This is a genomic window from Pseudomonadota bacterium, assembly GCA_026388315.1.
Taxonomy (GTDB): Bacteria; Desulfobacterota; Syntrophorhabdia; order Syntrophorhabdales; family Syntrophorhabdaceae; genus MWEV01.
The window spans coordinates 1-22,739 of sequence record JAPLKA010000044.1; the positions used below are offsets into that span (position 1 = coordinate 1).

Genomic DNA, 22,739 nt, shown 5'->3' on the forward strand with positions numbered 1-22,739 from the left:
ATGATTATGTAAAACTTATGACAACCAATGCCTGTCAGAACTGCGATTTATTCAGGATAGATTTAACTAATAAAGATTTAACCGCATCTATTCTTGATAACGCAAAATTATCAGATACTGATTTCACAAAAACAGAATTATATTTTGCAAGTTTAAAAAAAGTTTCTTTGGATATTGCAAATCTCTCAGGTGCAAATCTCACTGGAGCAAATTTAGCTGGTGCAAATCTCACTGGAGCAAATTTGTTTAATGCAAACTTATCTGAAACAGATCTTACCGGCGCAAACTTAACCGGCGCAAACTTAACCGGCGCAAAGCTTTTTAAGGCTAATCTTTCTCGTGCAAATCTCACTAATGCTAATCTTACACGTGCAATTTTATCGGATGCAAATGTGACACGCGCAATTGTTACAAATGCAAATCTCAACAAAGCGACTATGAGAAGTACAAACCTCGCAGGAACAAATTTAATCCGTTCAGATTTATCTGGGGCAGATTTAATTGATGCTAACATGTTCTGTACTGACTTACATTACGCAAATCTTACAGGTGTTCGTATGCATGGAGCTGATCTCACAAGTGCAGATTTGAGTCGCGCAAATTTAAAAAACTCTGATCTTACTGGTACCAATCTTAGCAGTACAGATCTTTATTTTGCTGATTTTTCCAGTGCCAATCTCACTAATGTAATTATGTTCAGATCCGCTGTATCTAAGGCAATTTTTTCAAATACAATTCTTACCGGTGCTACGTTAGCAAATGGTAAGGTGTTTATACCTGGAGTAAACGATAATCCGAATATAGAGTACCAACAGCAAAAACAATAAAAATCTTAATAAGCAAACTTTTAACTATAAATACAGGTATACTTATGCAAAATATTCATTTGCTTTAACTCTTTGCTTCTTTTAAAATAATATAATGAAATCACTTAATATAAAAATAAAAGGAATGTTCTTCTGAGGCGTCATGATTTATTTAGATAATGCAGCTACATCATTCCCAAAACCAATAGAATCTATTCAATATTTGAATAATTTTATTCAGGGCATTGGTGGAAATCCAGGAAGAAGCGGGCACAAGCTCTCTGTTGATGCAGCACGAATAATCTTTGATGCACGTGAAAAATTAACGAGTTTCATTAATGGTAAAAATTCAGAAAGATTAATTTTTACTCAAAACGGAACAGAGTCTTTAAATCTTGCTATATTGGGATTTCTCAAAGAAAAAAATCATGTCATCACAACTTCACTGGAACACAACTCTGTAATGAGGCCATTAACTTTTTTACAAAAAGAAAAACAAATTGATATTTCTATTATTCAATGTTCTTTTGATGGAATACTTGACATACAAAAAATAAAAAATTCTATTCGCCACAATACAAAGGCAGTTATCATAAATCATGGATCAAACGTTATCGGCATTGTACAGCCAATAAAAGAAATTAAAAAAAATATCGGCGACATACCCATCATTGTTGACGCATGTCAGACAATAGGTTCAGCACCTATCGATATACAACATGACAACATAGATATCCTTTGCTTCTCTTGTCATAAGTCACTCTATAGTATACAGGGTCTCGGTGCTATTTATTTAAGAAACGGTATCGAACTCACACCACTTAAATTCGGCGGAACCGGCAGTAAATCAGAATCAGTAGAGCATCCAGAATTCATGCCAGATAAATATGAATGTGGAACACCGAACACTCCTGCAATTGCATCTCTCCTTGGAGGGCTTACATTCATCGAGAAGACAGGCTACAACAGGATTCTTAAGAAAAAAAAGTCGTTAATAAAAACATTCTTAAATAGAATTTCTGAAATAGATGACATTATTTTTTATGGTAATTATAAAAACGAAAATAACATTCCTGTTATGTCAATAAATATAAAAAATAAGTTGCCATCAGAGGTTGGTTATGAATTAAATAAGAAAGAAATATATGTGAGAGTTGGTCTTCACTGTTCTCCTATGGCACATCAAACGATAGGAACATTTCCCGAAGGCACAGTCAGAATCGCACCCGGATATTTTACAACCGAAGACGATATTGATATTTTCATAGAGGCACTAAAAGATATTGCAAGAAAATAAAAATATTTACTATTTACTTTTCCATACCATTCACGATGTGCTAAAAACTGAAAAGTTGCTTAAAGCACATGGCTGTAATTTTGAACTTGTTCCTGTCCCCAGAAATCTCAGTTCTGACTGTGGTTCATGCATAAAGTTAAAAGGCAATATTGAAGATGTGTTGAAACAGGTAAACAAAATTGAGATTGATAGATGTTTTTTGTTTGATGGAAAAACCTATACTGCCCTTATTGCCCCTTCCGGGCACATTTCCTGACAGCAATAGCATCGTATGCATTTTTTATAATCAAAAAACGGCGTTTCTTGAGATTCTGAAAGTGCACCTGCCGGACACACCTTTATGCATACTTTGCAGTTCTTACAAATGTGAGAATTTATTTTTGGTTTTTTTATAAAAAAACTACTCAAAATTCTTTTAACAAGTTGAGGTAGGTTCCAATCGGTGTTCATGGTAGCAGGTAATTGAAAATCAGAGAATGTCTCCCTACCCCTACCCCCTCCCATTAAGGGAGAAGAAACATGGATAACCTCATAGTCTCCTATCAATCGGTGCTGTAAAGCTAATGCGCTAACAGGCAATAAATAGGTTAACCCAACCATCTTCTCAATTGCGTGATCAAGCATAAAGGTGTTTCTGCTGAGAGCCATAAACCCTAAATCTCGTACCCGGCCACCTGAAGGACCATCTTTATCCATCCCCACAATTCCGTCAATAATAGTCAACGAGGGCTTGACAATGTTATGAATATCAATAAGAAGAGAAGCAAAAAGCATCCTGTCTCTGCCAGCCCTTAAATGCCATTTCGCCTTGTCAAAAGAGGGAATAAACCCAAATGTATTTTTTACACCCAGTGTCAACCCCATCATTGCGTGCGTTTTAAGTTTTGGAATATTTATAATAATGTCATAATCATCAGGATTTTCACCAAGCGTAAACTCTCTGTATGGGGATATTCCCTGCCACTTTTTTATCACTTTCTGGTTAAATGGTATTACTTTTAAGCCATGACTCTTAACAACATCCATGATCCCGCTGTGCAAAAGCACCTTTCCGGTCGATTCAAAACCAGGGCTATCCCCGATATAGACATCGCAGGAGTAGTCCATAAGAATTTCAGAAATTGCCCTTATAAATTCTGGATGGGTTGTCACGGCCTTATCAGGGGGGTTGGCGCTTAAGAGATTGGGTTTTAATAGAACCTTTGATTTTGCAATCTTAAAGTCTATTTCTTCAAAACCTTTGTTAATAAAATTCTTAATTTTATCAGTATCATAGGTTTCACATCTTCCTATTACTACTTTTCCGGCCATATTTTTCTTATCTTTCAAATTTTATTTCAAGGAAGGTTATGCACATATCGCCATCTTTTATTTCCCAGCAAATGCTATTGTCACCTCCACTATCTAAGTCATACTTCACCTTATAAAGTCTTTTTTGAATGTACTTATTCCCCGTCTCTCCTCTTCTATAATCTTTTAAAACTAAGTCATCGATAAATTCGGAAAGTTTTATACCAAAATCTTGTTCGAATTCAGCCTCTTCGGAGGTCGATCCTTCTTTTGTAACTAAAAGAAATTTCTCCCCTTCTTTTTCCAGATGGATGACAGTATCCCCAAAGGGGCCATAGACATCTATGATAAGTTTATCAGGATATTCAAGTTTTAATGACATGGAACCGGAATATTTCGTATTTTTCCATGCCATATCAAGCTCACAAAGAGCTTCTATATATTGAATGTTATCCGGCCACACAATCTGAACAGTCTTTCGGGGAATTAATGCACATGCAGAAATAAGGAGAAAGACAAAAATCAAAAGGGCTATCTTTTTCACTTTGCTTTTTCTTCAATACCTTTTAATTTTTCTCCGATAGCCTTCTTTTTATCCTCATTTTTTTCTAATGTCAGAGATTTTTCGTAATACTCCTTTGCTTTACCATATTCTTTTAAACTTGCGTATATATCGCCCAGATGTTCGGCAATCGTAGGGTCTTCAGGCAATCTCTGGTAAGCCTTCTGCAACTCATTGAGAGCCTTATCGAAATCACCTTTTTTATAATAGACCCACCCCATGCTATCGATGATGTAGCCATCATCAGGCTTTTTGGCTAACGCCTTTTTTATCATCTCTTCGGCTTTGTCTAGATTGATGCCTTTGTCAGCCCATGTATATCCGATAAAATTCAGGGCATTCGGGTACTCCGGGTCAATCTTCAAAACATTTTCCATATATGTTAGAGCCCTTTCTGTATCACCAGTTTTCTCGTACAACACACCTGTCTGATACAAAAGGTCCAGATTTTCAGGAATATTCTTTCTTGCCTGTTCAAGAACCTCTATCCCCTTAGGATAATCATTCTTTTCTTCATAAAGAGTGGCCAGCATCATATAGATATCTGCATCATCCTTCTTAGTCTCAAGAAATTCAGACAATTTCTTAATTCCTTCATCAATTAACCCCGATTTCATATAGAGCAAGGTGAGACTTTTAATGGCAGTTTGAAATTCCTCTGATTTAGTGTCAATCTTTAAGAATTCATCAATAGCCCTTCGCGCATCACCCTTGCCCTTGAGCGCCAGAGCAAGGTACAACCTTACCGAATTGTTCTTCGGTTTTGTTGCAAGTAATATGTTAAATTCCCTTATTGCCTCATCGTATCTCTCCTGTTCAAGATGTAAAAGACCTATTTTTACCCTCACAGAAAGATCACTCCTGTCAACATCAGACAATTTTTCAAATTCATTTATTGCCCTGTCGTACTGCCTCTGCTTGATAAATATATCGGCAATTTTCGATCTTGCCTTTTTATTAAGAGGGTCAAAAACAATGACTCTCTGGTAATACTCTATGGCCTGAGAGTAATTGCCCTCAATTTCGCAAATATTCCCCAGATCCAGAAGAGCAGGCTCAAAATTAGGTTTAATTTCTAATACTTTATTGTAATATTTCCTGGCTTCGCCATATTGCTTTAATTCTGCCTTTATTCGCCCGATATAATAGAGTGTAATGAGGTTATCGCTATCGTAGGTAAGAATTTTATCATATGTTTTTATTGCTTCTTCATATTTTTTTTCCCCTATATAAATAGAACCGAGATACAGGTATGCTTCTGTGTCCTCCTCATTCAAAACAATGCATTTCACATACATGGTTTTTGCTTTATCAAACTCGCCCTTTGCAGAATAGATGCTTCCTAATAGGATAAGGGCGCTGCGGTTGTTTTCGTTAAATTTGACTGCTTCCTGTAAAATAGGTTCAGCTTTATCGATTTCACCCTTCTTGATGTACGAAAAAGAAAGTTCACTTCTTATATCAGAAGATTTCGGATCGAAACGGAGTGCTGATTTGTAATATTCAATAGCATCATCATATTTTCCCTGAACTTCGCTCCTGTAACCTTTCAAAAAAGAAAGTATGGAGGAAGAATAATCATTTGCAGTTGCACAAAGGGGAAGTAAAACGAAAATTACGCATGTTATGAGTCTTTTCATGGACGTAATACTACCATAACTCTTTTTTAAAATCTATCAACTGAATCTAAAACACAAAATAGCTCGATTCTGTATAAGGATGTTAGTGAATCAGTTTTCCTATCCTCGTCCATCTCACATAATTAAGAACACCGTCAGATTTGTTGTTCCATGAGAAATATAATATGAGGGCTCTCCCGACAAGGTCTTCCTTCCTTACAAAACCCCAGAATCTGCTGTCAAGACTTCTGTCCCTGTTGTCACCCATGACAAAATAGGAGTCTTTGGGTACAGTAACAGGTCCCAGGTTGTCTTTTGGTGATAAGTAAAACGGGACAATCCCGCTATCGCTATAATGTCCCCACCTATCGTTGATTTTTTTTCCATTTATATAAATAACTTTGCTTTTAATCTCAACGATATCTCCTTCAATGGCAATGACCCTCTTGATAAAGTCCTTACTTCTGTCCACAGGATAACGGAATACAATGACATCTTCTCTTTTTGGGTCACCGAGGCTAAAAATTACAGTATCCGTGAAGGGTACTTTCATAACATAACTAAGCCTGTTTACGAGCAGATGGTCACCTATCAATAAAGTAGGTTCCATCGAGCTTGACGGTATCTTGAATGCCTGAATAAAAAACCCTCGCACAAAAAAGGCAATAATCGCAGCAATAACAAGCGATTCAATATATTCCCTGGTTTTACTCTTCTTTTTTTCCATTCCCTCTCCAATTCAGCATAGAGCTTAGAGCAAGGAGTTTAAACCCTCTACCCTTAACTCTCTGATCTCTGCAATTTTACATCTTATCCGGTGCAGATACACCGAGAATATCCAGACCCTTTTTAATAATCTTTTGTAGCATAAAGAGGAGCAACAGTCTCGCCATAGTGAGATTTACCTCGTTTTTCAACACCCTCGTTTTATTATAATAACTATGGAATTTCCCAACAAGGTCAATCAGATAAAACGTTAAACGATGCGGCTCAAGGTTTCTCGCACAGCCTTCCATGACATCATAAAAATGATGGATGGCTTTAATTAAATCAATCTCATCTTTCCGCGTTAAAAGGTCTATATTAATACTGCCTTCTGTCTTCTGTCTTCTGCCTTCTGCGATAAGGGTATCCACATCTATTCCATCTTCTTCCGCATTTCTGAAGATGCTCTGAATCCGTGCATTTGCGTATTGAACGTAAAACACAGGGTTTTCATTTGAAGTCTTTTTTGCAAGATCGAGATCAAATTCCAGGTGAGCATCACTCTTCCTCATAAGGAAGAAAAACCTCGCCGCATCTCTGCCAACCTCGCTCAAAACCTCTTTCAAAGTGGTAAACTGCCCTGCTCTGGTCGACATACCCACGGGTTTGCCATCTTTCAAGAGTGTAACAAACTGTATAAGAATCACCTTCAGGCTGTCTTTTTGCCCGGCAAGGGCTTCCAGGGAGGCCTTTAACCTCGGGATATACCCATGATGGTCCGAACCCCATAAATCAACTAATAATTTAAAGCCTCTCTCTAATTTTTCCCTGTGATAGGCAATATCCGAGGCAAAATACGTCTTTTCACCATCTGATTTTATTAAAACTCTGTCTTCATCCTTTTCAAATAGACTTGTCTTAAACCATAGCGCATCATCTTTTTCGTAAGAAAAACCTCTCTGTCTCAGGAATTCAAGGGTATCATCAACAATACCACTCTCAAATAGTGTAGATTCCTTATAATAGTTGTCAAAGAACACACCAAATTCTTCAAGGTCTTCCTGAATGCCCTTCATTACTTTACTACCCGAATAACCTGCCATAAATTTGATGGCCTCATCCTGATTAGCCGGAATGGGGACATTATGTTCTATCAGTTCTGCTGCAAGTTCTTTTACGTAATCCCCCTGATAAAAGTGTTGCGGATACTCAATATCTTCCCCTTTTAGTTCCCTCCAGCGTGCATAGGTTGATGCACCGAGGGTGGCTATTTGTTTCCCTGCGTCATTAATATAATATTCCTTTATCACATTATAGCCGGTATTCTTTAATACGTTTGCCAGGACATCGCCTACCGCCGCACCCCGCCCGTGACCTATATGCAGGGGGCCCGTAGGATTGGCGCTCACAAATTCTATGAGGACTTTCTTTCCATTGCCCACATCAGGCAAAAAGGCATCTATCCCTGATTCATAAATATTCATTAATGTTTGCTTCCATATTTCGTCTTTTACATAAAAATTTATAAAACCCTTGCCTGCAGACTCTATTTTCTCGCATGTATCGTTATAATTCATATTCTGAATAACTGTCTTTGCAATTTCCTGTGGATTTTTTCTCAGTTTAGGGGAAAGAAGAAAAGCGATATTGGTTGAATAATCTCCGAATTCTCCTTCTCTTGGTATCTCTACAATGGGGTCAATATTAATCTCGTAAGGGAAAATGCCTTTCCCCTTACAATTGTCACATGCCTCCTTTATGATCTCCGCTATCCTCTTTTTTATCATCACCTTTCTCCGAATGCTTTATAGATAAATCCTTCGTATAATCAGGACATCTCATGCTGACATCCTTTCCTCTTAAGAACTTTTTTTTACAGTTTTCCCGCCAGGCGCATACTATACAAAGCGAAGGTTCGTCACTCATTGTTTTCACTCCAGAATTTCTTTATATAGCGATGGTTTTCTCTCTTTTATCAAGGGCCACTCTCTTCTCACTCTTTTTAAATATTCCAGATCAATATCTGCAAGAAGAATACTGTCGCCACCGCCTGTTGGCCCTCCGATCAATTCTCCTTCAGGACTTGCACAAAAACTCATTCCATAAAAATCCTGGGCAGGTTCACTCCCTACCCTGTTCACCCTCATAATAAAAACCCCATTTGTAATGGCATTCCCAGATATAACAGTTTGCCAGATATGCTGGGATTTGAATGCACATGCTGTGGGGGCAAACACAACATCAGCGCCTTTTAGCGCAAGGATTCTTGTCCCTTCAGGGTAGAGGTTGTCCCACGAGATTTGAACACCAATCTTTCCAAATTTTGTTTCAAAAACAGGAAATCCTTTATCACCCTGAAAAAAATAATATTTTTCTTCCCAGAGAGGTATATCCGGAAGATGAATTTTCCTGTATCTCCCCAAAATTGTGCCATCGGAATCTATTACCATACAACAATTAAAATAGCGGGAACCACTTTTTTCAAAGAGAGGTAACATAATCACTGCTTCGGCTGATTTTGCCTTTTTTCTCATAATCTTAATGGTTTCGCTTCTCGTGCCTTCAGCTAAACTGAATGCATTGGCGTCTCTATCTTTAGGAAACCATTGAAGGTTGAATAATTCCTGAAAGCAGATAATCTTAGCCCCTTCCTTGAGGGCAAGATCCATTATCTTTAACGCCTTTTCAAAATTAGCGTTCCTGTCAACGGAACAAGCGAACTGAATACCTGCTATTTTCATGATATGAAAATCGTTCTCCTTCTGGGGGTAATTCGTTTCAATGTGAAAGGTAACAGATGGTAAAGAGGTGTGTCAAGGGAAAACCCACTTAAGAAATAAGGGATCGGGGGTCAGGAAGGGACAAAAAAACCCTCAAATCCTTAAACCCTTAGACCCGCGAACCCTCGAATCCTCGAATCCTTAAATTAATAATTCTCTGCCATCACCTCATAATATGCCGTGGGGTGGGCACAGGCAGGGCATTCTTTCGGGGCTTCTTTGCCTTCATGGACATAACCGCAATTCCTGCATCTCCATTTGACAATAGTGTCCTTCTTAAAAACCTTATCATGCTTAACATTGTTCAGCAATGCAAGATATCTCTTTTCATGCCCCTGTTCAACGTGCGCAATGGACCTGAATATCTGGGCAACTTCGGGAAATCCATCTTCATCGGCAATCTTTGCAGCTTCAGGATACAACACGGTGTACTCAAGATTTTCACCGGCTGCTGCTGCCTGAAGGTTTTCAGCGGTTTTTCCTATTACCCCAGCAGGGAAAGCTGCAGTAATTTCAGCCTCTCCTCCTTCAAGAAATTTAAAGAATTTCTTTGCATGCTCCTTCTCATTGTCAGCAGTATCAGAAAAAAGCCATGATATTTGCTCGTATCCTTCTTTCTTGGCTTGGGATGCAAAATATGTATATCTGTTCCTTGCCTGTGATTCTCCTGCAAAAGCAGTAAGAAGGTTTTTCTCAGTCTTTGTTCCTTTTAGGCTCTTCATGTATCATCCTCCTCATCGTTAGAATGGAAAATCAGCTTTTCCACAAGCCATGTAGCGTACAATATTCTCTCGCCGTTACCTGTTCACCCTTTACCGGGAAGAATGCCTCCGGTGCTTCCCCGGGCTTTAAGAACTGAATGTAACTCTTACCATCATGAATAATTTCAATCCAGACAATGTAATGCTTTTCTTCCATCGGATGAGGAACACCGCCAACCTTTACCTTGATGCCACCTGCTGTCTTCTCAATTACTGGAACATGTTTCTCAAGGGATGCATCAACTGTATTTTCCTTCAAAAGTACCATCGGCTGGTTGCAGCAAACAAGCTGTCCCTTTCCACCCTGCATTACTTCAACAATATTACCGCAAATACCACATTTGTAAACCTCTGATCTCTCTGCCATGATAAACCTCCTTTTTTTATTTTTGTGCCTTATCTGTGTATTCCTTCTCTAAGCAATCCCTGCAAATACCTTTGAAATAGCCATGGACTTCTTCTATCTTATGTCCATCAATCTCCTGTTTCACCGCAAAACCACATTGTACTTCCACATCAATAATACGACCGCACTTCTTACACAACAAATGATGGTGTGGGATTGTGATGTAATCGTAACGTAATTCTTCAGGCGTTATCGTAAGGGAGCTCACAAGACCTTTTTCTACAAAGGTGTTCAAAGTATTGTAAACGGTCGTCTTTGAAATCGTGGGCATCTCTTTACATAACAGATCAAAAATTGTACTCACGTTGGGATGATCACGGTTTCCTTCAAGAATTTCCAATATTTTTATCCTCTGGTGAGAGGGTTGAATGTTTTTTGAAGTAAGTTTTTTTATTAATGTTTCCATAATTGTAATAATAACATAATTATTATAATTCTAATTTAATAATGATGTCAAGCATAATTATTAAAATCAATTCCCAACATAATTTTCGCGTCTACTCTCTTCTATCTGCCCTGTCCACTATTCACTATTCACTGTTTACGGGTTTTCATTTACCTCGCGATATTTTTGTGATATTTTACATATATGTTTGGTATAGGTCTTCCTGAGATACTTGTAATACTTGTTGTTGCTTTAATTGTTGTAGGTCCTTCAAGGTTACCCGAGCTTGCAAAATCGCTTGGTAAGGCATTCAATGAATTCAAGCGGATGGCAGATGAAGTAAAAGACACAATACAAGAAGAGGTTATCAAAGAAGAACCGCCTAAAGAAACGGTTATAAGCCAGGAGACCGTTCCGGAAACAGAAAAGAAGGAAGACAACAATACTAAACCCGTCACGCATGATGCGTAACGCGTAACGAGTTTTTATTTATGACAAAACAACCCCGTACAGATGAAAAGCAGCCGTTCCTCTCCCATTTAAAGGAGCTTCGGGACAGGCTCATAGTCAGCTTCATCGCCCTTGCCATCGCCTTCGTTTTTGCCTACTATTTCAAAGAAAAGGTTTTTTCATTTCTTATGCAACCTTTTGTAAAGGTAATGCCGGAAAAAAGTTCTTTCATTTTTACCTATGTAACCGAGGCATTCATAACATACTTCAAAATATCCTTTGTTGTTGCCATCTTTATCTCGTCCCCCGTTATCCTCTATCAATTCTGGATGTTTGTTGCGCCGGGGCTTTATGAAAAAGAGAAGAAATATGTCCTTCCTTTTATTTTTTTTGGAAGCCTCTGCTTCGTTTCCGGAGCACTGTTCAGTTATTACATCATAATGCCGGTCATATATAAATTCTTTGTCAGTTACGCAGGGAATTTTATTATACCTATGCCCGATTTGAAAGGCTACATGAACCTCACCCTGAAGCTGCTGATAATATTCGGGTTAATATTCGAGTTGCCTCTTGTTGCATTCTATCTTGGCAAGGCTGGTATCATTAACCACAGAATGCTTTCAACAAAAAGAAGGTATGCAATACTCGCGATATTCATACTGAGCGCAATCATTACACCCCCGGATGTTTCAAGCCAGATATTAATGGCTTTACCAATGTGGGGGCTTTATGAATTAAGTATCATTATTACAAGATTTTTTGGGAAGAAGGTGCCAATCGATGAAACAGCTTAATATTGTGATTCTCGCTGCAGGAAAAGGCGAGCGGATGTTGTCAAAAAAACCGAAAGTAATGCATGAGATTATGGGAAAACCCATGATAGTGTATGCGGTTGAGAGGGCAAAAGAGTTGGCTCCTGTAAGCATAACCGTCGTGACCGGATTCGGGAGGGAAAAGGTTGAGGCCTTTCTGGAAAGGTACAATGTCAATATTTCCGTGCAAACCGAACAAAAAGGCACTGCACATGCAGTCCTCACGGCCAAACGGTTTATTCACGGAGGCAATATCCTCATTCTATATGGCGACGTGCCCCTCATGGAATACTCTACTCTGAATGATTTCATCTCCTTTTACAAAAAATCGGGGAATATCACATTTATGACAACCAGGGTAGATAATCCGTCAGGGTATGGAAGGGTGTTTATGGATGGCAATGTAATCAAAGATATTATCGAAGATGCCGATGCAACCCCTGAAGAGAAAGCAATACAGGAGATCAATACCGGAATATGTATTATCCCTGAAGAGTGTTTCTCCCTTCTCGGAGAGATCAAAAACAACAATAAAAAAGGTGAGTATTACCTTACCGATATATGCAAAGTGGCAAAAAACAAAGGCCTCACCGTCAAGGGTTACCATTATGATAAATCATCAGAGGTACTGGGCGTTAACGGCAGGAAAGAATTATTAGAGGCCAATTTAACAATGAAAGATAGAGTTCTCGATGCCCACATAAAAAATGGCGTGACGTTGCTTGACAGGAATGTCTACATCGAAAGTACGGTAACAATTGAAAAAGATACCATCATTTTCCCAAACTCCTATATCATGGGAAACACCACAATCGGGGAAGATGTCGTTATAGGCCCCAATACGATTATTAAAAATTCAACCATACACAACAATGTACATATAGAGGGGTTTTCCGTCATTGAAGGGGGCGAGATTAAAGAAGGTGCGGTAATTGGTCCATTTTCACGGATACGTCCAACAACCGTGCTCTAATTCGGTAAAAATGTTAACATTGGGACAGCAGCAATTACTTGTAACTATTACGAAATGAAAAAACATAAAAGCTGATAACAGCAATGAGCATGCAGCAGAGGGCGTAAAGTGAAATCACAAGGGGGAATGTATGTGTGGGATAGTCGGATATAAAGGGAAAGATGAGGCATGCGATATCCTCATTGATGCTTTAAAAAGGCTCGAGTACAGGGGGTACGATTCTGCCGGTATTGCCATTTGGCACAACAACAAGATAGTGGTGGAAAGAAAAAAAGGGAAAGTAGATGATCTGAGAAAGGTCGTCTCTAATGGGAATTTTAAAGGAACCATGGGGCTTGCCCATACCCGTTGGGCCACTCACGGAGCGCCCTCGGAGCGGAACGCCCATCCACACAGGGTTGGAGATGTCGTTGTTGTTCATAACGGGATTATAGAAAATTATATAGAGCTTAAGGAAGGATTACGAAATGAAGGTCACAAGTTTGCATCCGATACGGATACAGAGGTCATTCCCCACCTTATCATCAACCACCTTAATAAAGGGAAAGATTTTATTGAAGCGGTAAGACTTACCCTGAAAGAGCTCCATGGCTCATACGCAGTGGGCATTATGCGTGAAAAAGAGCAGGTGATGGTTGCCGCCAGAAAGGAAAGCCCCCTCATCGTTGGTGTGGGCAACAAAGAATTTTTTATAGCAAGCGACGCCCCTGCCGTTATTGACAGGACAAACAGGTTTATCTTCCTTGAAGACAATGATATGGCTGTATTCCGGGATGGTGAAATGTTTCTTATGAATACGGATGGCGAGAAGGTGGAAAGGAAAATCCATGTTGTGAACTGGACTGGCGCCATGGCTGAAAAAGGCGGCTACAGGCATTTTATGTTAAAAGAAATCTTTGAGCAGCCAAGGGCGATCTCAGAAACGCTTTTAGGCAGGTTCAAAGAAGAGAAAGGACAGGTTGACTTCGAGGAATTGGCCCTCCCTGACCTTAAAAAGGTGAATAAGATCTGGATGGTAGCATGCGGGACTTCATACCATGCCTGTATGATCGGAAAACATATGTTTGAGGCAAACTTAAGAATTCCCGTGGAAACAGATATTGCTTCCGAATTTCGTTACAGAAATCCTATTTTAAGTGAAAACGATATTCTCATCCTCGTTTCCCAATCCGGCGAGACGGCTGACACCATAGCTGCCATGAAGGAAGGTAAGCGGAATGGTGTCTATACATTGTCCATCTGTAACGTACTTGGCAGCACGCTTGCCAGGGACGCAGATGGAGTAATATTCACTCATGCAGGGCCGGAGATCGGTGTTGCATCAACAAAGGCTTTCACAACACAGATTTCCGTGTTTTTCATGCTCATGCTTCACATAGCAAAAAAACTGGGCACAATGGATGCCAATGAAATACGCGATATGATAGTAGAAATAAAGAAGATACCGCATAAAATTCAGACAATACTCGATCACGTCTCTCCCCTGGAGGAACTTGCAAGAAAATATATGACAAGTAAAGATTTTCTCTATATCGGGAGAGGCATTCATTATCCTACCGTTATGGAAGGTGCATTAAAACTTAAAGAGATTTCTTATATCCATGCAGAGGCCTATGCTGCAGGCGAGATGAAGCATGGTCCCATCGCCCTTATCGATGAAAATTTACCTGTAGCAGTTGTTTCTCCCCGCGATCAAACCTACCAAAAGACCTGCGGGAACATTGAAGAAGTCTTAGCAAGAAGAGGCAGGCTGATCCTCTTCACCGACGATCCCTCCCACGAAATGGCAGACAGGGTCGATGCTGTTTTCACTGTTCCGGAAACAATCTATGAGCTTCTCCCCATCCTTTGTGTAGTCCCGCTGCAGCTCATCGCATATTACATTGCAAACCTGCTTGGAACCGATGTTGACCAGCCCCGCAACCTTGCAAAAAGCGTCACAGTGGAGTAGTTAACAACAGCGTAAGCCCGTGGGAATCTATTGCTGGGGCTTGCGTCGCCCCCTCCGGCTGCCAAGCCGCCGGAGCCTCCCCCTCTCGCTCACCGTGTAAGCTGGATAGATTCCAATACCCGTGTAATGCCACGGGTATCCGGCGACACAAGACAAGCAGAGGACCACGCTTTCAAGCGTGGTTGAATGCATTATTATTCACGCAACGAGTGTATATATTCAGTGTCTCGGGCTTGTACGTGGGAATCTACTTTGTCGGCGCGCCGACAATTGTGTAAAATTGTCATGCTAAATCTTATCCGGGAAAAATCATATTATGTCAAATTGGTATAACTACGGATTCACGGAAACCCAGGTGCTATGTGAAGGAATCCATTTACCGTCTACCCACTGACCGGGCACTGTAATCCACTCTCCGGGAGGGTTCTCACCCGTATATTGTCCTGTAAGCCGGGGATCCGGATAGGCATAAGCGGGTGGGGGAGCGGGATTGGTATACACAACAACAGGCGAGTAGGCATATACAGGAGTGGGAACATACCATGGATTCACAAATGCTGCTCCTACATAAACTCTGGGACGATACCACCCATAGGGCCTGTACGGACCCCATCCACCACGATATCCGGCTCCGCCTCCAACGCTCCCACTCCAGGCAAAACTTGCAGTTGGCAGGATAAATGAAAGCCCCAATATAACAACTAAGACCACTAACATCCTTAGTTTCATCTTCATCACCCTCCTTCGGCCTTATTACAGATATATCTGCTCATTATGATGATAAATTCTACCTCTCTGTCATATATAAACAGGTATGCAATAAGTATGCCATCTGGTAATAAACTACAACATACTGTATTTGTTGTATAATTAAATGTAATCCACCGGAAAATAAGAAAAATATTGTCGAAAATATATCGTATGTTCGACAATAATGTCGCTATATACGGTGTCTGCAACTGTTGCAGAAAATCTATGTCTTCTCCTTACACTTTACATCACACATAGTGATGTGTATAATAATGTTACATAATATTGGCAGGAGGGGTTAAATACCAACAAATCTGGCTATAGATGGTGAACTGTTATCAAAATAAATTTACATATTGTTAAAAAAGGGGTATAGCAAATGGTAATGAAAAATATACTCGTACTCACAGGTATGGTATTTATTGTTATAGCGCTTATGATAAGTGAAGGATATACCTTCAACCCTGCAGATCTTCAAACCCTTAAAAATACAAATATCTGTGTTGACTGTGACCTGTCAGGTGCGGACCTGACCGGTGCAGACCTGCAAACAGCGGATCTGTCGGGAGCTAATCTGTCAGGCGCGAATCTGTCGGGGGCGAATCTATCCAATGCATGGCTTGTTGATGCAAACCTTTCCAAAGCAAAAATCACCAAAGCAATATTTGAAGGCGCTACCCTGGACGGCGCCACCTGGACTGACGGGAAACAATGCGTAGATGGCTCTATGGGGGCGTGCAACAAGTAATTTATAGAGACGGCGTAAACCTCCATACCGATTCTTTTGCCGACATTTGCAAAAAAACAAGACCCCCATCAATTCCCCGTATTATCTTCACGACATCTGAGAAGGCGTTGTATAAATATTTGCTTTAAATCAAAATAAATAGTGTATTTTTTGCTTTGAAGTAAATTCAATCATATGATTGTTGAGATGAGAAGATGCTATTACGTGTTGTAAAAGGGTATATGGAGGGTGTAAACTTATGGAGAAAAAGGACGTTTAAACAGGCTTTAGCATGCGGGTTTCTACGAAAACAACTACAAAATCCCCCTGGAACGCAATTCTCCCTGAATCTCAAGAATTTTCTTTCCAAGCGCATTTTTAAAATGCATGCTTGTATTTATGAACTCCAATGCGACAAACTCTAAACTTTTGATCATCTTCTCTTCTTTGGGATCCCAGGTTCTTATGATAACAGCGTTTATATCGAAAAGTGCGTTGTCAATCGAAAGTCTTATATCTATAATACTCCCGGACTGAAGCCTGAACTCCCTGTTATGACTTATTTTAGCGCCTCCAATAGAGATATCGAGTATGTTAACGGGTTTTCTGTAAATAGACATATAAATATCACTGTTACTCAGAGGCTCAACCCTGAAGAAGAACCTTAGATTATTCTTTACGGGATTTGTTTTTTTCAAAAGGATAACAGCCTCTGTTTTGTGATCGGTCGACAGTTCGTAGCTCTTGATCAGGTCGACGATATCTGCATCAAAACCATAACGTACAATGTCATTATTTTCTTTTGTAAGGTAAGTAATGATAACGGTTTTGTTTATCTTGCTTTTTAAGATAGACGGTTCGGTCTGTGCTATTATCAGTTTCTTTTCAATGATATCGAAAATTGTAGAGCTTCTTACATCGCTGACTTCTTTGATGTAATCTATATTTACTACAATCTTGACTATCAGCCCAGGTCTTATGTCCATTATCTATATTAATATTATTTTCAAAGTTGTTTTTATTATTTACATTATTTATATACCGGGAAACAATAGAAAAATATATACATGTCATCTTAAAGATAAAAGCGGACATGTTTTAGATGATCTAAAGGGTCTTGAGCCAACGGGGTGTTCTTTAAAAAGTAGGAAACTGTTTGACATCACTCTTGAAAAAGCAAAAGGGGACTGGCAATGACACGTTTAGCCTTAATCCCAATGCTCCTTTTCTTAATTCTCCTGAAATTTTAATTAATTTGCAAGGGAAAATACTATTACAGAATTGCTTATTCCCCCCCATCCCATTTCAGCAGTGATTCAGTAAATAGTCGTTAGTGAATAGGGGTTAGTCAAAAAACTATTTACCATTCACAGCATTTCATATTTTCTGCCTTTTTAACTATTCACTATCTACTATTCACTATTCACTGCCTTTTTCACACCTGTGGGGGCTTTTTCTTCTCCGGCGCAGGTTCCGGGGCAATCGGTATCCGCAGTTCCACTAAAGCACAGAAAACCCGCAGCTCATCAAGAAGCGCCTGAAGGTCAGGTTTTGTGTATTTTACAATACCCATTTCAATGCGTGACTCTACGGATCGTAAGCTTGCAATCTGCTTCTTCATAGGTACGAGCCTTGTAACACCCGGGACTGGCTTGACCTTTTTATATGCTGTGAGCAGATTATTCAGGGTGGCATTGGTTACAGGTGTCTTCATGATGGCCTCAAATATCTTGTCACGATCAGGACATTCGAGGTTGGCAGCGAAGAGGTACCCTTGGGAGACAGGGAGATTTCCTTCCCGTATAGCGGTTTGAAACTCATCAGGAAGTTTTAGAAGTGAAATGATGTTGAATATTGTCCGTATTGACTTTCCGGAGATTTCAAGAGTTTCTGCAACAGTTGCAGAAAAATTTTCCGGAGCATAGCCGGACGCTCTAATGATGTTCACCAGATCGCTCATAACACCATCCACATCGTACCCTTTATCAGGATGTTTCGCCTGAATATATGCCAATATTCCTTTGGCCTGATCCATGGGATTTAAGTCTTCTCTCTGGAGGTTCTCTGTGAGTTGAAGGGCTATGGTCTCACCTGATTCCTTACCTGCTTCTATGATCCGCACCGGTACTAATTCATGTCCGAGTTGACGGGCTGCTTCCAGACGTCTCTCCCCGCAGATGAGGGTATATGAGTCACCGTCTCCTTTTGTTACAAGGAGAGGCTCTAAGATGCCTTTGTCTTTGATCGATTGCACAAGTGACTTGAATGAGTCTGCTTCTGTATTAATATTTGATCGCACCTGTTCCAGCACAATGATATTTCCTATGGGAATGTACAAAAATTCAGGATTTGCACTCGTCTTCTTCGTCGCCATATTATTTCCCCCTATAGTTTTTGTTGAAATTCTAACCCTGCAACACCGGAAAATACAAATATTTTCTTATGTTCCCCTTCCAAATGTGCTTGACTTATACAACACCTTGAATGGTTCGGGAACTTCTGTTAGAATGGTCATGTAATAAACATCAAAGAAAGGGAGAAGATTATGTTAGAAAAAACTATCACCAATATTGAAACAAAGATCAAAAAAGCAGGGTCAATCGGGGAAAAAGACAGAACTGATCTTTTGAAATTATTATCTACTTTAAAATCCGAGGTTACGGAGCTTTCCAAAACCCATGCAGAACATGCAGAGAGTATCACAGGTTTTACTCAGGTTTCTGCCCATGAGGCAATCCGGGAAAAAAGGAATCCACACCTGGTAAAACTGTCACTAACAGCCCTGGCCACATCAGTAAATGAACTTAAGAGCACCCATCCAGAGCTTGTGGAAACAGTAAACAAAGTCTCTCAGATATTGGCAAACATGGGCATATAAACCGTTGGATTTTACCGGCCCTGAACAATACGTAAAAGTTTCCCGATGGTGACTTCGAGGCCCTGTAGTTCCCGGACAAAAGACAATCGTTCGCCTTCGTCGGCACCCTGAAGATCTAATGTTTGTAATTGTTTATTTAGACTCGAAATCTTTTCTATGGCTATTTCCACCAGTGTTATTTTCGTCCTGGCGCTCTTTTTTCTTGTAACTTCTCTTATCTGGTCGCTTTTTAAGTTGCCCTCTTTTGCACGGTTAAAAAGGGCAATCATCTTTTCCGGCGTATCCTGCTTCGCTACCTCGGTTAAGAGCCTTCTCGGGTAGTTGTCGGCACGCCGACTTTCTTCCTTTATTTCATCAGGCAATTTAACCAGACTCAACATTTCCGTTACCGTGGATCTTGCCTTACCGATAACAGCAGCTAATTGTTCGTGGGTATAGCCATATTCCCACATCATCCTGTTGAGTGCTTCCGCTATTTCTATGGGTTTTAAATCTTCCCTCTGCAGATTTTCAATTAAAGCTATTTCTGCAGGATTTCCACTGGTAAGAATGGCAGGTATTTTCTCTAAACCAGCCATTTTAGCTGCCTTTAAACGACGCTCCCCGGCAACCAGAATAATATTGCCATCGTTAGTCTTTCGAATCACAACAGGTTGCAATACACCTTTTTCTTTAATAGAGGTACTCAGTTCCGCTAATGTGTCCGGATTAAAATATTTTCTCGGTTGATCCGGGCTCGAAAGGATCATATTGATGTCTGCAAAATAAAAGTTCCCGTCCTCGTAATTATTGAGGTTTGCAGGGTGGTCTTTCAAGCGTTCCTGCAAAGACGATAATTTAGTCTTTTTATCTGTTAGTTTATCTTTAAGCTTCGACATAATTTTAAAAAATCGTTCGCTAACTGTCTGTAGTCTTCTGCGCCACTGCTGTCTTTTTTATAGGTAAAAACAGATTCCTGGGCCATATGAGCCTGATTGAGCGCCTCGTTCCTTCTGATAACAGTTTTAAAGATCATCTTTTTATAGGGTTTTAATTGTTGCAGCACCCAGCCGTTACTCAATTTATTACGTGAATCGTATTTTGTGATAAGGATCCGGACGTATTTTTGTTTATCCCATACCGTACTGTCTTTAACATTATCAAGGGTTTCCATCAGGTCTGAGAACCCCTCCAATGCGTATCTGCCCACATCGCAGGGGATAATAACAAAATTACAGACATACAGAGCATTTATCGTGAGTGTTCCCAGCGTTGGCCGGCAATCAATAACTATAAAATCGAATTTTTTGTCTATTTTTTGAATTACCTTAGAGAGAAAAGTTTCCCGGAATAATTCGGGAGTTAATTGCTGCTCTGTCCTGTCGAGCCTGATATGTGATGGAATAATGAACAGGCCTGGCACCTTTGATTCCATTACAGCATCGTTAATGTTTTTTTTACTTATAAGTATATCATTAATGGCTATCTTAAAATTCTCCGGTTCTATGCCTAAACCAATTGTTGAATGAGCCTGGGGGTCAAAGTCTATCAAAAGAACACTCTTGCCTTTCAGGGCTAACCCGGCAGCAAGATTTATGGAGGTGGTGGTCTTTCCGACCCCGCCTTTCTGGTTAATGACCGAGACGATAATCATGTTTTGTGGTGTTGGCATCGATACTTTATTGTATAGGAAACATTGTATTTGGTCAAAATATTTTAAAGGGTAGCCCCTAACTATTAGATTGCAGAATGTTATTAATTCAGTATATTGAAGTTAGCCGGGATTCTCCGCTTACATATCGGGCACATGGGTTCTATGAGGGTGAAGGTCTTACCGAAGACATCCACCTCTTTGAAAAAAACGCCCGGGGCATCGTAAAGTTCTTTTTCATCATAAATCTTCCCACATTGGCAAACGGGAATCTCCTGACGAATCGTATTTCCATGGAACGCCTGATCAGCATATACTGTTATCAAATGTTTTTCTTCGTTTGTCATAGTAACAGTATAAGACAGGAATAAAAGTTGTGCAACATGTATTATATTTAAATTGCAGCAGGAATTTTAAACCTGTTTTATGGCCTTTTCCATTCTTCTGAGCGTCTCTTCCTTCCCCAGTACAGAGGCAACCTCAAATGCCCCCGGACTTGCCTTGCGACCTGTCAAAGAAACCCTGAATGGCCAGAGCACGCTTCCCACATTGAGTCCAGCCGATTTGATGTGGTTTCCGATGACCTCCTCAAGGACAGCGGCATTCCATGAATTAACGGGAATCACATCAAGGATTTTGAGCAAATTGTCAAGGTTTGTCCTTGCTTCCCCGGCAGTCATCTTTTTCCATATCAGCAGTTCCGGTGCATATTCCAGTTCATCAACAAAAAAGAAATCTACCGCACCAACCACATCGGAGATTTTTTTAATCCGCTCCTGTTCCAAAGCAACAACGCCTTCAAGATAATCCCGTCCTACAACCTTTCCGCTCTTCATTATTTCGAAGCTGTCATCATTGACAGCCTTGATTAAGCCTGCATTGATAAGGTAAGGCAAACAAACCGATAACAGGTCGTTTGGCAACATGTGCCTAATATAATACCCGTTAAAGTAGTCAAGCTTGTCCGTATCAAAAATTGCTGCGCTGGCGCCAATGCTCTTCATATCGAAATTTTTCTCCAATTCATGGAGTGACAGTATCTCGTTATCGTCCTTCGGGTGCCAGCCCAGGAGGACACAAAAATTGACCAGCGCATCCGGGAGGTACCCCTTGTCGCGGAATTCCTCTACCATTACATCTCCATGCCGCTTGCTCAACTTCCCGCCCCCTTTGTTCAAAATCACCGGGTAGTGGACAAATTTGGGCATATCCCATCCAAAGGCCCGGTACAAGAGAACGTTTTTCGGGAATGACGGGATCCACTCGTCGGCCCGCGTAACATGGGTAATCTCCATAAGATAATCATCAACGACATTGGCAAACTGATAGGTTGGAATACCGTTTGATTTGACAAGAACATGATCGTCGAGATGAGAAGCATCAAAGCGTATTTCCCCCCGTATTTCATCATAAACAACGACATCGCCGGCAAGAGGCATTTTCTGCCTTATCACAAAGGCTTCACCGGACTCCAGCCTCTCTGTAATTTCCGCATCTGTCAGATTACGGCACCTTCTGTCATACTTGGTCGGGAGTTTTTTAATCCTCTGTTCCTCCCGCATCTCCTTCAACCTTTCCGGTGTACAGAAACACCGGTAAGCGCCATCCTTCTCCAGGAGAATCCGGGCATACTTGTTGTATATGTCAACCCGCTCTGTCTGGATATAAGGTCCATAACCGCCCCCCACGTGAGGACCTTCGTCAAAGATAATCCCCACCCAGCGAAGAATCTCTATGAGACTCTCTACAGCGCCTTCCACTTCTCTTTCCTGATCAGTGTCTTCGATGCGCAGGATACACTTCCCCCCGGCGCTTTTTGCAATAAGATACGTAAAAAGCGCTGTGCGTAAACTGCCGATATGGAGAAATCCCGTAGGACTTGGTGCAAAACGTACTCTTACAGACATAATATTATTCCTTTCAGACGTTCGTATTTTTCATCATTATATCAGAATCA

At 40.3% G+C, this 22,739-nt stretch carries 23 protein-coding genes and 1 pseudogene; 8 read left to right on the top strand and 16 right to left on the bottom strand.

Annotated elements, in window-relative coordinates:
• Both NTX75_04740 and NTX75_04745 read left to right on the top strand, forming a co-directional pair.
• A partial coding sequence (locus tag NTX75_04740; protein ID MCX5815536.1) for a pentapeptide repeat-containing protein occupies positions 1-827 on the top strand: 827 nt, incomplete at its 5' end.
• A 142-nt stretch (positions 828-969) separates the two neighbouring features.
• Positions 970-2,103 (top strand): aminotransferase class V-fold PLP-dependent enzyme, encoded by a 1,134-nt coding sequence (locus tag NTX75_04745; GenBank protein MCX5815537.1) that lies wholly within the window; start codon positions 970-972, stop codon positions 2,101-2,103.
• A gap of 216 nt (positions 2,104-2,319) precedes the next feature.
• On the opposite strand, the gene NTX75_04750 is transcribed toward NTX75_04745, so the two are convergent.
• The 9 genes from NTX75_04750 to NTX75_04790 form a co-directional block, all read right to left on the bottom strand.
• Positions 2,320-3,432, bottom strand: coding sequence for a DUF362 domain-containing protein (locus NTX75_04750; GenBank protein ID MCX5815538.1), 1,113 nt, complete (start codon positions 3,430-3,432; stop codon positions 2,320-2,322).
• On the bottom strand, positions 3,422-3,937 hold the full coding sequence (locus tag NTX75_04755; GenBank protein ID MCX5815539.1) for a hypothetical protein: 516 nt from the start codon (positions 3,935-3,937) through the stop codon (positions 3,422-3,424). The genes NTX75_04750 and NTX75_04755 overlap by 11 nt, the downstream gene beginning before the upstream one ends.
• Positions 3,934-5,595 (bottom strand): tetratricopeptide repeat protein, encoded by a 1,662-nt coding sequence (locus tag NTX75_04760; GenBank protein MCX5815540.1) that lies wholly within the window; start codon positions 5,593-5,595, stop codon positions 3,934-3,936. Before NTX75_04760 ends, NTX75_04755 begins: the two co-directional genes overlap by 4 nt.
• Before the next feature lie 82 nt (positions 5,596-5,677).
• The gene (lepB, locus tag NTX75_04765) at positions 5,678-6,301 is read right to left on the bottom strand and encodes a signal peptidase I (GenBank protein ID MCX5815541.1); all 624 of its coding nucleotides are present in this window, start codon (positions 6,299-6,301) and stop codon (positions 5,678-5,680) included.
• 76 nt (positions 6,302-6,377) lie between these two features.
• Positions 6,378-8,066 (bottom strand): arginine--tRNA ligase, encoded by a 1,689-nt coding sequence (argS, locus tag NTX75_04770; protein MCX5815542.1) that lies wholly within the window; start codon positions 8,064-8,066, stop codon positions 6,378-6,380.
• Between the two features lie 144 nt (positions 8,067-8,210).
• Positions 8,211-9,020, bottom strand: a complete 810-nt coding sequence (locus NTX75_04775; GenBank protein ID MCX5815543.1) for a hypothetical protein — start codon at positions 9,018-9,020, stop codon at positions 8,211-8,213.
• Between the two features lie 185 nt (positions 9,021-9,205).
• Positions 9,206-9,781: a rubrerythrin family protein gene (locus NTX75_04780; GenBank protein ID MCX5815544.1), complete on the bottom strand. Its 576-nt coding sequence runs from the start codon at positions 9,779-9,781 to the stop codon at positions 9,206-9,208.
• Positions 9,782-9,812: 31 nt separating this feature from the next.
• The gene (locus NTX75_04785; protein MCX5815545.1) at positions 9,813-10,187 is read right to left on the bottom strand and encodes a desulfoferrodoxin; all 375 of its coding nucleotides are present in this window, start codon (positions 10,185-10,187) and stop codon (positions 9,813-9,815) included.
• 16 nt (positions 10,188-10,203) lie between these two features.
• A complete protein-coding gene (locus NTX75_04790) occupies positions 10,204-10,632 on the bottom strand; it encodes a Fur family transcriptional regulator (protein MCX5815546.1) in 429 nt (142 codons plus the stop codon).
• A gap of 183 nt (positions 10,633-10,815) precedes the next feature.
• On the opposite strand from NTX75_04790, the gene tatB reads away from it, so the two are divergent.
• The 4 genes from tatB (at position 10,816) to glmS (ending at position 14,797) form a co-directional block, all read left to right on the top strand.
• On the top strand, positions 10,816-11,082 hold the full coding sequence (gene tatB, locus NTX75_04795) for a Sec-independent protein translocase protein TatB (protein MCX5815547.1): 267 nt from the start codon (positions 10,816-10,818) through the stop codon (positions 11,080-11,082).
• A 20-nt stretch (positions 11,083-11,102) separates the two neighbouring features.
• Positions 11,103-11,855 carry a twin-arginine translocase subunit TatC gene (gene tatC, locus NTX75_04800; protein MCX5815548.1) on the top strand — a complete coding sequence of 251 codons (753 nt, stop codon included), beginning with the start codon at positions 11,103-11,105 and terminating at the stop codon, positions 11,853-11,855.
• Entirely contained in the window at positions 11,842-12,846 is a 1,005-nt protein-coding gene (locus NTX75_04805; GenBank protein ID MCX5815549.1) for an NTP transferase domain-containing protein, read from the top strand. Before tatC ends, NTX75_04805 begins: the two co-directional genes overlap by 14 nt.
• Positions 12,847-12,976: 130 nt before the next feature.
• Complete coding sequence (gene glmS, locus NTX75_04810) at positions 12,977-14,797, top strand: glutamine--fructose-6-phosphate transaminase (isomerizing) (GenBank protein MCX5815550.1); 1,821 nt, start codon at positions 12,977-12,979, stop codon at positions 14,795-14,797.
• A gap of 333 nt (positions 14,798-15,130) precedes the next feature.
• Here the strand turns inward: glmS and NTX75_04815 are convergent, their stop codons facing one another.
• On the bottom strand, positions 15,131-15,526 hold the full coding sequence (locus NTX75_04815) for a hypothetical protein (GenBank protein MCX5815551.1): 396 nt from the start codon (positions 15,524-15,526) through the stop codon (positions 15,131-15,133).
• Positions 15,527-16,040: 514 nt separating this feature from the next.
• Between NTX75_04815 and NTX75_04820 the strand changes: the two are divergent.
• Positions 16,041-16,238 (top strand): annotated as a pseudogene (locus NTX75_04820) (pentapeptide repeat-containing protein).
• A gap of 350 nt (positions 16,239-16,588) precedes the next feature.
• On the opposite strand, the gene NTX75_04825 reads toward NTX75_04820, so the two are convergent.
• Positions 16,589-17,260 carry a PilZ domain-containing protein gene (locus NTX75_04825; GenBank protein ID MCX5815552.1) on the bottom strand — a complete coding sequence of 224 codons (672 nt, stop codon included), beginning with the start codon at positions 17,258-17,260 and terminating at the stop codon, positions 16,589-16,591.
• A 449-nt stretch (positions 17,261-17,709) separates the two neighbouring features.
• The gene (locus NTX75_04830; GenBank protein ID MCX5815553.1) at positions 17,710-18,648 is read right to left on the bottom strand and encodes a ParB/RepB/Spo0J family partition protein; all 939 of its coding nucleotides are present in this window, start codon (positions 18,646-18,648) and stop codon (positions 17,710-17,712) included.
• Between the two features lie 171 nt (positions 18,649-18,819).
• On the opposite strand from NTX75_04830, the gene NTX75_04835 reads away from it, so the two are divergent.
• On the top strand, positions 18,820-19,152 hold the full coding sequence (locus tag NTX75_04835) for a hypothetical protein (protein MCX5815554.1): 333 nt from the start codon (positions 18,820-18,822) through the stop codon (positions 19,150-19,152).
• A gap of 11 nt (positions 19,153-19,163) precedes the next feature.
• Here NTX75_04835 and NTX75_04840 read toward each other — a convergent pair whose 3' ends face one another.
• The 4 genes from NTX75_04840 to gltX form a co-directional block, all read right to left on the bottom strand.
• On the bottom strand, positions 19,164-20,030 hold the full coding sequence (locus NTX75_04840; GenBank protein ID MCX5815555.1) for a ParB/RepB/Spo0J family partition protein: 867 nt from the start codon (positions 20,028-20,030) through the stop codon (positions 19,164-19,166).
• On the bottom strand, positions 20,006-20,803 hold the full coding sequence (locus NTX75_04845) for a ParA family protein (GenBank protein ID MCX5815556.1): 798 nt from the start codon (positions 20,801-20,803) through the stop codon (positions 20,006-20,008). The genes NTX75_04840 and NTX75_04845 overlap by 25 nt, the downstream gene beginning before the upstream one ends.
• Positions 20,804-20,886: 83 nt before the next feature.
• Positions 20,887-21,108 carry a hypothetical protein gene (locus NTX75_04850; GenBank protein ID MCX5815557.1) on the bottom strand — a complete coding sequence of 74 codons (222 nt, stop codon included), beginning with the start codon at positions 21,106-21,108 and terminating at the stop codon, positions 20,887-20,889.
• An 87-nt stretch (positions 21,109-21,195) separates the two neighbouring features.
• The gene (gene gltX, locus NTX75_04855; GenBank protein MCX5815558.1) at positions 21,196-22,689 is read right to left on the bottom strand and encodes a glutamate--tRNA ligase; all 1,494 of its coding nucleotides are present in this window, start codon (positions 22,687-22,689) and stop codon (positions 21,196-21,198) included.
• Between the last annotated feature and the right edge of the window lie 50 nt (positions 22,690-22,739).

What these genes read in the sequence shown, in the direction of transcription:
- NTX75_04745 (MCX5815537.1), top strand. Translation starts at nt 970, where the DNA reads ATGATTTATTTAGATAATGCAGCTACATCATTCCCAAAACCAATAGAA.
- NTX75_04760 (MCX5815540.1), bottom strand. Translation starts at nt 5,595, where the DNA reads ATGAAAAGACTCATAACATGCGTAATTTTCGTTTTACTTCCCCTTTGT.
- lepB (MCX5815541.1), bottom strand. Translation starts at nt 6,301, where the DNA reads ATGGAAAAAAAGAAGAGTAAAACCAGGGAATATATTGAATCGCTTGTT.
- argS (MCX5815542.1), bottom strand. Translation starts at nt 8,066, where the DNA reads ATGATAAAAAAGAGGATAGCGGAGATCATAAAGGAGGCATGTGACAAT.
- NTX75_04775 (MCX5815543.1), bottom strand. Translation starts at nt 9,020, where the DNA reads ATGAAAATAGCAGGTATTCAGTTCGCTTGTTCCGTTGACAGGAACGCT.
- NTX75_04780 (MCX5815544.1), bottom strand. Translation starts at nt 9,781, where the DNA reads ATGAAGAGCCTAAAAGGAACAAAGACTGAGAAAAACCTTCTTACTGCT.
- NTX75_04785 (MCX5815545.1), bottom strand. Translation starts at nt 10,187, where the DNA reads ATGGCAGAGAGATCAGAGGTTTACAAATGTGGTATTTGCGGTAATATT.
- NTX75_04790 (MCX5815546.1), bottom strand. Translation starts at nt 10,632, where the DNA reads ATGGAAACATTAATAAAAAAACTTACTTCAAAAAACATTCAACCCTCT.
- tatB (MCX5815547.1), top strand. Translation starts at nt 10,816, where the DNA reads ATGTTTGGTATAGGTCTTCCTGAGATACTTGTAATACTTGTTGTTGCT.
- tatC (MCX5815548.1), top strand. Translation starts at nt 11,103, where the DNA reads ATGACAAAACAACCCCGTACAGATGAAAAGCAGCCGTTCCTCTCCCAT.
- NTX75_04805 (MCX5815549.1), top strand. Translation starts at nt 11,842, where the DNA reads ATGAAACAGCTTAATATTGTGATTCTCGCTGCAGGAAAAGGCGAGCGG.
- glmS (MCX5815550.1), top strand. Translation starts at nt 12,977, where the DNA reads ATGTGTGGGATAGTCGGATATAAAGGGAAAGATGAGGCATGCGATATC.
- NTX75_04815 (MCX5815551.1), bottom strand. Translation starts at nt 15,526, where the DNA reads ATGAAACTAAGGATGTTAGTGGTCTTAGTTGTTATATTGGGGCTTTCA.
- NTX75_04825 (MCX5815552.1), bottom strand. Translation starts at nt 17,260, where the DNA reads ATGGACATAAGACCTGGGCTGATAGTCAAGATTGTAGTAAATATAGAT.
- NTX75_04830 (MCX5815553.1), bottom strand. Translation starts at nt 18,648, where the DNA reads ATGGCGACGAAGAAGACGAGTGCAAATCCTGAATTTTTGTACATTCCC.
- NTX75_04835 (MCX5815554.1), top strand. Translation starts at nt 18,820, where the DNA reads ATGTTAGAAAAAACTATCACCAATATTGAAACAAAGATCAAAAAAGCA.
- NTX75_04840 (MCX5815555.1), bottom strand. Translation starts at nt 20,030, where the DNA reads ATGTCGAAGCTTAAAGATAAACTAACAGATAAAAAGACTAAATTATCG.
- NTX75_04845 (MCX5815556.1), bottom strand. Translation starts at nt 20,803, where the DNA reads ATGCCAACACCACAAAACATGATTATCGTCTCGGTCATTAACCAGAAA.
- gltX (MCX5815558.1), bottom strand. Translation starts at nt 22,689, where the DNA reads ATGTCTGTAAGAGTACGTTTTGCACCAAGTCCTACGGGATTTCTCCAT.